The organism is Vibrio frigidus (genome assembly GCF_042465995.1).
Taxonomy (GTDB): domain Bacteria; phylum Pseudomonadota; class Gammaproteobacteria; order Enterobacterales; family Vibrionaceae; genus Vibrio.
Window position 1 is genome coordinate 335,363 of the sequence record NZ_JBCDMC010000002.1, and the last position, 12,681, is coordinate 348,043.

General features: G+C 43.2%; 11 protein-coding genes. All 11 read right to left on the reverse strand.

Features of this window, described 5'->3' with window-relative positions; translation table 11 throughout:
* Positions 1-26: 26 nt before the first annotated feature.
* Positions 27-1,085 carry a flagellar motor switch protein FliG gene (fliG, locus tag AACW90_RS05050; RefSeq protein WP_195703957.1) on the reverse strand — a complete coding sequence of 353 codons (1,059 nt, stop codon included), beginning with the start codon at positions 1,083-1,085 and terminating at the stop codon, positions 27-29.
* Positions 1,078-2,826, reverse strand: coding sequence for a flagellar basal-body MS-ring/collar protein FliF (gene fliF, locus AACW90_RS05055; RefSeq protein WP_390231710.1), 1,749 nt, complete (start codon positions 2,824-2,826; stop codon positions 1,078-1,080). The genes fliG and fliF overlap by 8 nt, the downstream gene beginning before the upstream one ends.
* Positions 2,827-2,841: 15 nt before the next feature.
* A complete protein-coding gene (gene fliE, locus AACW90_RS05060) occupies positions 2,842-3,153 on the reverse strand; it encodes a flagellar hook-basal body complex protein FliE (protein WP_195703959.1) in 312 nt (103 codons plus the stop codon).
* 202 nt (positions 3,154-3,355) lie between these two features.
* A complete protein-coding gene (locus AACW90_RS05065; RefSeq protein ID WP_390231714.1) occupies positions 3,356-4,798 on the reverse strand; it encodes a sigma-54-dependent transcriptional regulator in 1,443 nt (480 codons plus the stop codon).
* Positions 4,798-5,835: a sensor histidine kinase gene (locus AACW90_RS05070; RefSeq protein WP_390231717.1), complete on the reverse strand. Its 1,038-nt coding sequence runs from the start codon at positions 5,833-5,835 to the stop codon at positions 4,798-4,800. The genes AACW90_RS05065 and AACW90_RS05070 overlap by 1 nt, the downstream gene beginning before the upstream one ends.
* A gap of 136 nt (positions 5,836-5,971) precedes the next feature.
* Complete coding sequence (locus AACW90_RS05075) at positions 5,972-7,432, reverse strand: sigma-54 dependent transcriptional regulator (protein ID WP_390231720.1); 1,461 nt, start codon at positions 7,430-7,432, stop codon at positions 5,972-5,974.
* A gap of 229 nt (positions 7,433-7,661) precedes the next feature.
* Entirely contained in the window at positions 7,662-8,072 is a 411-nt protein-coding gene (fliS, locus tag AACW90_RS05080; RefSeq protein ID WP_390231723.1) for a flagellar export chaperone FliS, read from the reverse strand.
* 13 nt (positions 8,073-8,085) lie between these two features.
* Positions 8,086-8,391, reverse strand: a complete 306-nt coding sequence (locus AACW90_RS05085) for a flagellar protein FliT (protein WP_390231726.1) — start codon at positions 8,389-8,391, stop codon at positions 8,086-8,088.
* 4 nt (positions 8,392-8,395) lie between these two features.
* Positions 8,396-10,417, reverse strand: coding sequence for a flagellar filament capping protein FliD (fliD, locus tag AACW90_RS05090; RefSeq protein WP_390231729.1), 2,022 nt, complete (start codon positions 10,415-10,417; stop codon positions 8,396-8,398).
* 20 nt (positions 10,418-10,437) lie between these two features.
* Positions 10,438-10,896 (reverse strand): flagellar protein FlaG, encoded by a 459-nt coding sequence (locus AACW90_RS05095; RefSeq protein WP_390231732.1) that lies wholly within the window; start codon positions 10,894-10,896, stop codon positions 10,438-10,440.
* 78 nt (positions 10,897-10,974) lie between these two features.
* Complete coding sequence (locus tag AACW90_RS05100; protein WP_390231736.1) at positions 10,975-12,111, reverse strand: flagellin; 1,137 nt, start codon at positions 12,109-12,111, stop codon at positions 10,975-10,977.
* Positions 12,112-12,681: the final 570 nt, after the last annotated feature.

Sequence of the window (12,681 nt, forward strand, 5' to 3'; positions counted from 1 at the left end):
ACATTACCTGCTTTGTTTAATGACCATTATAAGAACTCGTCGGCACCGCCAGACAGCATAATCTCGCCGCTGTCGGCCAGCTTTCTTGCCACGCTCAGGATCTCTTTCTGAGCAGATTCTACATCCGCAACCCGTACTGGAGGCATCGCTTCTATGTCGTCGCGCATCATCTCTGCTGCACGTTTGGACATGTTCTTGAATATCTTCTCGCGTAGTCCTTCGTCGGCACCTTTTAGTGCTTTTTGTAGAACATCTTGCGGTACATCGCGCAACAGTTTTTGTACGCCTTGATCGTCCACTTCGATTAAGTTTTCGAAGACGAACATCAGATCTTGAATTTGAGTTGCCATATCTTCATCTTGGTCTCTAATCTGGTCGATTAAGACACCTTCAACGCTATTGTCCATATAGTTCATGATTTCTGCCGCGGCTTTCAGGCCACCAATTTTCGCAGCTTGAGCGCCAGCTTGACCAGCAAACTGTTTCTCCATAATTTCGTTCAATTCGGCTAACGCAGATGGTTGGACTTCCTCTAAATTAGCGATACGCATCATAAGATCTAACCTGACTCGCTCAGGGAACTGAGATAATATTTCGGCGGACTGATCTGCATCCAAGTAAGACAAAACGATCGTTTGAATCTGTGGGTGCTCATTAATAATAATGGTGGCGACCTGTCGTGGGTCCATCCATTTCAATGAATCCAGACCTTTAGAGCCCGTTCCCAACAGGATTTGATCGACTAGGTTACCCGCTTTGTCTTCACCAAGAGCAGCAACCAACGCTTTCCGCATGAAGTCTTCACTACCCATACCGATATTGGTGTACTTCTGGATATCTTCTAAAAAGGCTCTGTGTACGGCCGTAACTTTATCGTTATTTAGGTCACTTGCTCGTGCCATCGCACTACCTACGCGCTGAACCTGCTTTGGCTCTAAGTGACGAATGATACCAGCAGCATCTTCTTCACTTAAGCTTAGTAGTAGTATTGCCGCTCGTTCATCGCCAAGAATATTGGCTATATCAACGGGTTCTGTTGTCGCTAGAGGTCCACCCTCTTCACGTTTTACAATTTCATCAGGCATCTGCTATTAACCAATTTTTAACGACCTGAGCCGCTAGCTCAGGTTCATTCGCGACCAGTGCTCGAACGGCTTTGAGCACATCTTCATCTTTATGTAGGTTTGGTAAATCAATACCAGACCCAAATTCAAACGCTTCACCACTTTCAATATCACTGCCGATTAAGCTGGTTTCACCATCGGCATTGATTGGCAATCCATCAGGGCCATACTGCACAGCCTCGTCATCATCATGTGGATTAAGTAATTTCTTCATTGCTGGACGAATTAACACGATAACAACAATAATGATAACCAAAGCACTTGCTGCCCAACGGACCCACTCATTAAAGTTAGGGTGATCCCAGATGGCGGATTCTGTTACTTCAGCAAATTCAGGTTCAGCAAATTTAACACTTAGTACATTCAGTAGATCACCACGTTGTTCACTAAAGCCTACTGCGCCAATAATCACTTGTTTAATCGCGTTGATTTCACCTTCTGATAATGGCTGATAGGTCACTTCGCCTGTATCTGGATTTGTAATCGCACGATTTTTAATCGCAACCGAAACTGTTTGACGGTCAATGACCCCCGTCTGACGTCTCTCATGGCTGATAGTGGTATCTAATTCGAAATTACGCGTCGCTTCTTTATGGACAGAACCCTGACCAAGCATAGACCCGTCTTTCATCTGAGCAACATCTTGTGGAATGGAAGCATCCGCTGGCGGTTGATTGCTCAATGCCCCCGGTACACCAGCAACAACACTACCGTTGTTGTAATCTTCTAGGGTGTACTCACTTCGCGTTGCTGGAGTTTGTGGGTCATATTGTCTGCGTGTCTGTTCAATAGCACTAAAATTGAGTTGAACATCCACTTGAGCGGTATAATTTCCAATGCCCAAAATAGGCATTAAAACAGAATCAATTTTGTCTCTTAATGCCTGTTCTTGTTTTCTTTCTATATCTTGTTCTTTACGTCGTGCTGTCGCTAGAGGGTCTTGAGAACCTGAACTCAAGAGTCGTCCATGTTGGTCCGTTACCGTAACACGTGTTGGCTTCATACCGGGAACAGCACTCCCTACCATATCAACGATAGAGTCGACCTCTTCTTGCTTTAGGCTAGAGCCTGTCGCTAAAGTAACAAATACTGTTGCAGACGCATCTTGATTGTGGCGGACAAAAACACTTTGTTGAGGCAATGCAAGTAGAACCGAAGCCTTTCGGATCTGACGCATCTGTTCAATCGCTTCGGCTAATTGTCTCTCTCGGCTGAGTTTTAACCTTTCTTTTTCAAGGCGCTGAGAAACACCAAACCCCATATCATTGAGAAGAATGTCGTCACCCGCATCACTGCTCTGATTCAAACCAGCTCGTGCCAAGTTCAATTTTAACTGACTATATTCAGCTGCTGGTATGGAAATGGTGTTGCCATCCAGTTTGTAATCTTGCTTTTGCTGATCGAGATAATCAAGAATTGGAATCAATTCTTCGGTTTCGTATGACCCGAGAGGACGTAATTCTGGCTCTTTGACCCAGAAAAAAAGCATGACAATGAGAGCAACACAGATTGAAATGGATAGAACCAATACCACCTGACGAAGCAGATCTAAATCACCCATTGCCAAATCGGCCTTTGAGGAACTTTTTTCATGCAAATCTGGGTCTTGTATTGAGCTATCCATGCCACCTGCGCCAGCCAATAATGCGCTACCACTTGAATCACTTACTGCCAAATCTGTTGATTGTTTTTCGTCAGCCACTATTTTTCACCCAACCTAAACTGGCATGTTCATTAATTGTTTATAAGATTCGACAAGCTTATTTCTAACTTGGATGGTTGCGTCAAAAGCAACGCTTGATTTGTTTTTTGCTATCATGACATCCGATAGAGACACATTTTCGTCTCCTCTATCGAAACGCATTTGAACGTCACTAGATGCTTTTTGCAGAGAGTTCACGTTGTTAATGGCAGAGTTAAGTAGTTTTCCAAAATCAGCGCTGACTGTCTGACTTGTTGCTAATGGATTACTATTCGATGCTTCTAGCATCATCGCCTGCATTTCGCCTTGAATTCCACTAATATTCATTTCATCTCCACCAGCCAATTTTTTGACTTTTCATTCTGATCTGAGATTAAATTTGCAATTAGCATGCCAGCAACTAGGTGCAAGCAATAATGCTAATAAACCCTTTTGCATTCTTTGTGTAAATTCAAGGCCATAGCAAGCTGTAAAATTAACGAACCAACAACACAGAAGTATGCATCAGACACAAAAGGGGAATGGTTGATCAGCTAGGAAGTTCTATACCTGCATCACGCATTTTAGCCAATTTATAACGCAAGGTTCTAGGACTGACGCCTAGCTTCTCGGCTATCTCTTTTCGTCGACCATTACACTCAACTAATGTCTCAAGTATGATGGCAAATTCTTGATCTCTTAGCTCATTGCCTAACCCTTCTCCAGATAAAATACTCTTAGTAAGAGGTGCAGACACTGGAACCTCGGGGTTTACTTCAGCGATAGGACGAACCGTCGGAGCCACACCATGTGCATTTACACCACTTGCTTCCACAACACTTTGTAGGCTGCTAGCGTCGTGCCAATCTACTCCTTCTAGCAGTATGTGGTCACCTTGAATATCACCATATTCACTTAGAATAAGTGCACGTTGAATAACATTGTCTAGTTCACGCACATTACCCGGCCACGGATAGCATAATAGTTTAGACATGGCGCTATTTGAAATAGAGGGGACAGGCGAACCTAATTTTTGGCAGTGTCGTTCCGCCAAATGTTTGGCAAGCGGTTCTATGTCGTCTTTTCGTTGTGTCAGAGGAGGCCAAGAGATTGGAAAGACGTTCAGGCGATAATATAAGTCTTCTCGAAAGTTACCTTCCGATACATACTGCTTCAAGTCTCGGTTACTGGTTGCAAGCACACGAACATCAAGCTTGATGCTTTTTCTACTGCCAAGTCGTTCCACTTCTCGCTCTTGCAGTACTCGTAAGAGTTTCGCTTGTAGGCTTAAATCCATCTCGCTGATTTCGTCGAGTAGTATGGTGCCACCTTGAGCTTGTTCAAATTTACCCGGACAGGCTTGAATCGCGCCGGTAAACGCCCCTTTTTCATAACCAAACAAGGTGGCTTCTAGCATGTTATCTGGAATAGCGGCGCAGTTAATCGCGACAAATGGACCATTTTTTCTATTTGAAGCATTATGAATGTAACGTGACATCACTTCTTTACCTGAGCCACTTGGGCCTAATATCATCACGTTTGCGTCTGTTTTTGCGACCTTATCTGCCAACAACAGCAGCTTCAAGCTTTTTTCATCGGCGACAATCGCGTCACCATTATCATCGTTTTTAACGGGTGCATAACGAGAAACCATATTTAAGAGCACTTCTGGTGCGAATGGTTTGGCCATATAATCAATGGCACCCTCTTTCATTGCGGCTACTGCATCTTCAATATTTGCGTAAGCGGTCATAAGAAGAACAGGAAGATTAGGTCGATGCTGCTTGATATTTCTTAACAGAGCTAAACCACCCATTCCAGCCATTTGCACATCTGAAACGACAATATCAACCTCTTGAGATTTTAACTTAACAAGTGCATCTTCAGCACAATCGGCTTCTATCCACTCGTAACCAGCTAAGGCTAAAGTATCCACCAACGCCTCGCGTAGACCCTCATCGTCTTCAACGATTAACACTTTGCTTTGAGCCATTATTCTTCTCCAGAGTGAGTTTCGATGGGAAGGTACATAGTGAAGCATGCACCATCCCCTTCTTCTGATATTAATTCTAAGCGGCCTTTGTGAGCGCGACAAACCATCTGAACCACTGCTAAACCTAAGCCTGTGCCTTGAGACCGAGTGGTAAAGAAGGGTTCCATAATTTTAGCTTGTAGTTCTTGAGGTACACCTGGGCCACTATCTTGAACAGATATTTTTAGTTCGTTATTTACCGGTCTAAGAAACACATCTACCTGCGATTCTTTGCCAGCAATTTGTATCGCATTTATGACCAAATTACTCAGCGCAGATGCAATCGCATTCGCATTACCCAGTAACTGTAAGTCCTCTTTTTCTACTTCCAGAAAGTAATCTATCTGGTTATTTTTTACCGCGGTTTCTATCATTGGCTGAAATTCAGAGACGAGTTCACTCACCGTAAAAGCATTGACGACTTTATTATCGCCACCCTTGGCGAATAACAGCATGTCATTGACTTGTTTTTCTAGGTCATGTAAACGGTCCATCAATTTTGTCTGGAACCTTTCCCTTGTTGGAATGGGAAGGTTGGCAGCACCAAGATTTGACGCGTATAGCATTGCACTGGAAAGAGGGGTACGAACTTGATGAGCCAATGAAGCAACCATTCGACCAAGTGATGACAACCTTTGTAAATCACCAACTCGAGATTGCAATAGACGAGTTTCCGTCAAGTCAGTGATGAGGATAAGCTGTCCTGTCGATGAGGCTGAAATGGCCAACCTAACTTTTCGACCGTTTCTTAATGAGATCTCGTGACCATCATCATCTTTGGGGGAGAAAGCGCTTTGAATAACCGCATACCATTTCTGCCCTACTAACGGGACTTCCAGTAATTTTTGCGCTTCTGGATTGGCCTCTTTCACTTCGCCTTGAGTATCGAGCAAAATCACTCCAGCAGGCATAACATCTAATACTTGCTTATACCTTGCCACCTGTTCTTCAAGCGAACCTAAGTGCGTTTGATTTTCCCCAACGGAAAGTGATGCCATGTCGATATCTCTGATAAATAGAACAATGGCTTAGCATGCAATTAGCAGGCCAAGCCATTAAATGTTATATATCAATAAGTTACACATAAACTTGGAGCGTCATTTTATTGACAAAAGAGTGTGAATTTTTGACAGGTTATCTTTGAAGGTTGTACTTTTTCATTTTTTCAACCAAGGTAGTTCGTCTTATTTCTAACATATCAGCCGCTCTTGCTACTACACCATCTTGCATATTCAATGCTTGGTTGATTAAGTCTACTTCAAGATCAGCGAGGTACTCTTTAAGATTTAGCCCTTCTGTAGGCAAACTGTATGCATCGGAGCAGTTGTCATCACTAAGTTCTTGTGATGAAAAATTGGGTGAGAAAATGCTGCTCAATACATCACGCTCTTGTTCTTCAATACTCTCTGAATTTGAACTGTACTCTGGTTGAAATTCCGGAATATCGCTATAACGATATTTGGTTGGTAAGTTCGTCACATCAACCAATTTATTCGGATACAAGATAACCATACGTTCAACCAAATTTGCCAGCTCACGAACATTTCCCGGCCAAGTATGGTCCATAAGTGAGTCAACGGCTCTAGGGGCAAACCTGATTGCTTGACTTCCTTCCGCTTCCATTCTCGACATGAGTTCAGACAGCAACAATGGTATATCTTCGCTTCGTTCTCGCAATGCGGGCATTTCGATTGGAAAAACATTTAAACGGTAATAAAGATCCTCTCTAAAGCCACCGTCGTTGATCATCTCATCCAAATTTCGATGGGTCGCTGCAATAATTCTCACGTTTACCTTAATGGTACTATTACCGCCAACACGCTCAAAACATCGCTCTTGCAAAACACGCAGCAATTTCACCTGCATTGACATTGGCATATCACCAATTTCGTCAAGAAAAATAGTACCGCCTTCTGCCAGTTCGAATCGCCCCTTTCTAGCGGTAATCGCGCCAGTAAATGCGCCTTTTTCATGACCAAAAAGTTCACTTTCTAAAAGATCAGCGGGGATTGCACCACAGTTAATCGGCACAAATGGTCCCTTTCGTCTTGATGAATGGTAATGAACATTTCTTGCGACAACCTCTTTACCGGTTCCAGACTCGCCAAGAATAAGCACGTTTGCATCTGTGATGGCGACCTGCTCAATCAGATGGCGGACTTCTTTTATGCCTGCGCTTTCACCCACTAAACTTCTAAACAGCGTACTTTTACGTCCACTAGCAAACTCACTGCTCTGTTTACCTGAAAATATGGCGCAGTGGTGAAGAGCATCGGTAAGTTGTGTGTAATTGAGGGGAGAAAAAAGTTCACCTATAAAATGTGGAAACTCACACATTGAATCTATTTTTTTCCCTAGAGTAAGGGTTGGAATATGGATTGATTTCTGAATCTTTCCAGCAACGATCATCTCAGCTTTCTTGTCGTTTATAGAACCCAAGATACAAGCAGACCATTCAGTTGACCATTTGACAGAATCGAGTTGATTCGATTTGACAATATGAGCTTGCTCTCCGATGAATTCCAGAATTGTGGCTAGCTGAAGCTGCAACTTTTCATCATCTTCAATTACCAAAAGTTTAGCTAATCTATCCATAGCGTTAATAAAATGCCTTTATCTATTTTCCAATGTGATGTCTTATCGGCTGAGTAATCTAGACAAAGTTTCTTCTAACGATAGCCAATTGAGTGAGAACAGTAACAAAAAAAGCCCACTAGATGAGTGAACTCTGCTCTAATGGGCGTTATTTTATGGTATCTGTGAAATAAGGCAACAAACTAAATGTCAGTATTGACTGTATTTTAACCTAATATTCATTAAATCATCACTGTCCTAGTTCCGCAGCCGTCAGGTTATGATATTCATTTGGTATCTGATCCCACGCAGATTTTATCTCTCTAAGGATATCAACCACGTCATCAATAGCTTTAGGATTGCTCTCCACATTAGCTAATGCGATCTGAGTAATCATGAATTCATATAACTGATCCAAGTTTTGGGCGACGTCACCACCCTCATCCATAGAAAGACAGGTGCGTAGGCTAATAACAATGTCAAGTGCCTTACCCAAGCGCTCACCTTTAACGGCGATATTGCCTTGAGCCATCGCGGCTTTGCCCTGCACCAAGCGTTCAATTGCACCTGCCATCAGCATCTGAATCACTTTGTGTGGAGAAGCCGCACTCAATTGACTATCTACAGATACCTTTTTATATGCTTGTAATGAACCGCGCATGGTATTCCTCTTCTTATAAAAACTGTTGGTAACGCTGAACCGATTTGTTACCGTGACGATACTTCTTAAGCTGCTCACCTAACTGGTTGGTTTCTGTTTGAACCAATCCGACAAGTTGTTTTGTCCGCAATATCGCGTCTTGCCAATCTTGTGAATTCTCACTATCTGGAGCAGACTTAAACGTTGAAATAATCTCTTGCAAAATATGTTCCCTTTCATTTATCAATGAAAGGATTTCATCGCTATCTATCTCATTTTCTTGGAGTAAAGCGATCATGCTGAAATCTAAGGCTTTTAAGTTGTCTAATAATTGAGTCAATTTATTATCCCAACGCGTTCATCATGCCCGAAAGTTGCCCTTGCATTTTTGTCGTAGCATCTTGCATGGCCATAAATTTATTTTTAGTTCTGTCTTCTAAACTAACCATCCTACGATCGAGTTGTGTTTGTTGATCGCTTAATCTAAAATTTTGTTCTCGCAATGAGTTTTCTCGGGTTCTTATGGTTCCCGTTACTCCCGTCATTGACTGGATGGCATCTTCTACTTTCTTTGCAAACCCTTGATTACCACCAAAGAATGCCTCTAGCTTAGTAAAATTTTTGTTAAGTTGCCTATCGAGCATCTTATCATTAATCTCTAGTGTACCTTGTCTCGTGCTCGTGATCCCGAACTCCGTCAATGTTTTCAGATCTTCCGGTGCATTTTCTACCGCGGTCGAAAATGCCGTTTTCAGGCGTGATTGTGCTGAGCGAACGATGCTGTCGCCCGCCAATGGTCCAGCGGCACCCGTTTGTGGATCAACTGCCGCCAAATCACTAGAGATTTGATGAAACTGATTATAGGCATTAACAAACTGTTCGATATCTTCTCGCACACTTTGTCGGTCATATTCAACACCAATCTCGGTTCTCTTTTCCGTCGGATCAGTTACCCCTTTAACGGTAATATCAATACCGTCAATAGCATTTTCAATCACATTGTTTTCGCTACTCAACTGAGCAATACCGTCAAGCATGACGACAGAGTCTTGCGCCGATTGGACCTCAGTCATACCAACATAACCTGCCATCGAATCTAGAGCACCTTGTAGCGCCGATTGCGTATCATCGATCTTGACTTGTCGTGCACGTTCTTCTGGTGGCAACAAGTCAAGCTTTGCTTGATAAGCTTGCGCCTCAGTCATCGTTCCCATTATTACAGAATCATCAATTTTCGTTCTTTGCTCAGCAAGTTTTGCATCTTGTTCCGCTTTTTCGGCAATAGTGTCCGCATCCATTTGACTGATTCTCAGATTCTCTGCGATCAATGCTTCTTCGGGGGTGAGGTAAGAGTCTGTCAAGGTACCCGATGCTGTATTATTCCAACCTGGAACATCACCCATTTTGTTCAGTGCTTTGTCATCCAGTTCAGGCACTGGTGGTTCATAGGAGTCGAGCAATGTTCCCGAAGCGGTTTCTGACCACCCGGGAATAGAGTCTTCTGGTTTAACAAACGACGGAACGATATTTCCGTCGGCATCCCGTGTTGTAACTAAAGCTTCTGCTGCTGCCTGACCCCTCGCCTCGTCTGGTGAAACCTCGTTAGCCGTTGCTTGTTCGAGTTGACCATTTTCGTCTTGCTGTAAAGCCGTGCCAATTTGATTGGCAATCTCTTGCCCGAGGATAGGTGCGGCAAGCGCATTTGCCGCTGCACTTTTTGCCACTTCAAGCGCACTGATTCGCTCTTCAAGTGTTTTAAATTCAAATTTTTTGAGTGGATTACCCGATGTTGATTCAACCGACAATTTGATGTCGTTGTCTACACCCGATCGATCTGACGCAACGATTAAACGTTTGCCATTCGCATCATTTATGATTGAGGCTCTGACTCCAGGGTTGTTCCCTGCTCCATTGATACCACGTACAACATCTATCATGCTTGAACGGTCTTTTACATCAACCGTAAAATTATCATCACCTAAAGCAATTTGCAGCTTACCCGGGCCAAATTCCGTATCCTCAGAAATAGCTTCTGAGGCGACTTTATGGCTCTGAGCAAGCTGCAGCACATCGATAGCATATCGGCCAGCAATTGCTTCTGTTGTCGCTGAGGCAGACACAACTTCATCATCGGTAGACTCTACGGTTCGTACCGCAAAGGCTTTCTCCTGACGAAAGTTTGCCATCAGACTTTTCATCGTATCCAGTGACTCTCTGAGCCGACCGTATGCACTAATATCGGTACCAATTTGCGCACGATCATTATCGATCCGAGCTTGCTTAGGCACGCGCTCGGAATCAACAATTTTGCTGACCATGGAATTGATATCCATACCAGATGACATACCCAAAGGGCCTAAACTCATTCAACTCACCTATAAGACAGTTAAACTGATTCTTCTATAATAAATCCAGAAGAAGAAGCAGCAGCTAAGCGCCTAAGTATAATTAACATCTCTTCGTCAGGGATCTGTCGTATTATGTCGCCAGTACTGGCTTCATAAATCGTCACAACATCTCTTCCTAACTCCTCATCGACTCGAAACGAAAGCCCTTTATTGATAGAGTTAACAAATTCATCCATTTTCTCTACCATCATTTCAAGTTGTACTTTGTTGATATCAATTCTTTTTTGAACCAATTCTTCAACTGCTTTCGTTTTTTCTGCCATGTCAGTTTCGCTCACTGCTTTACTGACATCCTTTTGAGTAGACACTGATTTATTAGTCGCGCTATCACTATCCAAAGCAAGATTTATGCCACCATTATTACCGCTGGCGTTACCAAACTTCCCGTTTGGTTCGCCATACGATTGGATGTTCGATGTGTATGTGGATATATCCATACCGATCTCCCTTCCACCTATGTTGGTAAGCGATTAATCACTATTGACGGTAAGCACAGGCTCGAAGCCTACACTTACTTATCCCAACAAACTTAGCGCGGCTGATGGCGCTTGCTTCGCCTGAGCTAGCACCGATGTACTCGCATTCTGAAGAATTTGAGATTTAGTCATCTGGGTCGTCTCTTTAGCAAAATCGGTATCCATAATCCGACTTCTAGAAGCATTAACATTTTCGTTAATGTTATCCAAATTGCTGATCGCATGATTAAAACGATTCTGGAAGGCACCAAGACCAGCACGATGACTGTCTACGTTTTTCAATGCACCATCCAGTATAGCAACCGCCTGCTGAGATCCAGCAACAGTGGTTACATCGATATCATCGACACTCTGTTCAGTACCCGCCCCTATGTTAAGTTCGCCTGCTAATGCGCCACTAAAGCTTACATCACCATTCTGAACACTTTGATTAGAAGCAAACACTTGAAGTTTTCCTTCTTCACCAACCGAGGCTTTAACATCGCTATTTTGACCATTAATGTACGTCGCAAGCTCTTCCAAATCATTTCCAGCTTTCGCATTAACAGTGATCTCTTTCGCTTCGCCTGACTCATCATTATAGGAGATAATAAGGTCGTTGGAACCCGCTTGCACAGCCCAGTTTTCATCTTTGCCTTCTGCTGCGGTATAGCTCTTCCCAGCCATAGCCGAATCATCCGAGCGCATATTACCCATAGATAAAATGACAGCTTCACCGGAATCCGCACCAATTTGGAATGATTTGGTACCGTAAGAGCCATTCAGCAGTTTGTTACCACCAAATGACGTCGTTTCTGCAATACGATTAAGTTCGTCATTAAGCGCAGAGATCTCTTCTTGAATCGCAACACGTTCAGAACGAGAATTCGAACCATTAGACGATTGTAAGGAAAGGTCACGCATGCGTTGCATAATATTGGTCGTTTCTTTCATCGCACCTTCAGCGGTTTGAGCAATAGAAATACCATCATTAGCATTACGGACAGCCATGTCTAAACCACGGCTTTGAGCGGTAAGTCGATTGGATATCTGTAGACCAGCGGCATCATCTTTCGCGCCATTAATCTTATAGCCTGAAGACAGGCGTTCCATCGATTTATTGAGTCCGTCAGCAGCACCCGACAGGTGTCGTTGAGCGGTCATTGCAGACACGTTAGTGTTTACATTCATAGCCATAATTGATCTCCTTAGGCATAATAGGGTGATGGGCCGTCGCGTCTCTCACCTCGCTTAGGCACATCTAGTTTTATTTCTCTCGTCCCTTGTAACGGCGGGATAAGAAATACCTTTAGGAAATTATTTAAAATTCTTCTGAAATAAATAATGGTGTGAAATTGATCACAATATGTATGATAAACAACCACCCTTATGGCTAATGCTGTTCGGTTAGTGCTAAATACTTCGTTATTCCCGCGCAAACGAGAATCTTGGTGAGTTTAGATCCCCACTTTCGTGAGGATGACGCTGGTTTTAGTGAGGATGACGCTGGTTTTCATGTGATGAAATTAGTTTTCGTGAAAATAGGGCAATTTTCATCGAGATGACAGAGTATGAAGTCTTAAGCAACAGCATTGCCCCCCTTATAAGTCGAATTTTTTAGGCACGTTTCCGACACGAGAGCAGGTATTCCTGTTGAACGCGCACGTTATCCCTTCCTCGATTCAATGCTCAGGTCACTTTCTTATGCTCTTAAAACAACAAAACCCAGCCATATAGGCCGGGTTCAAAGAAGTGACAACGGATGTT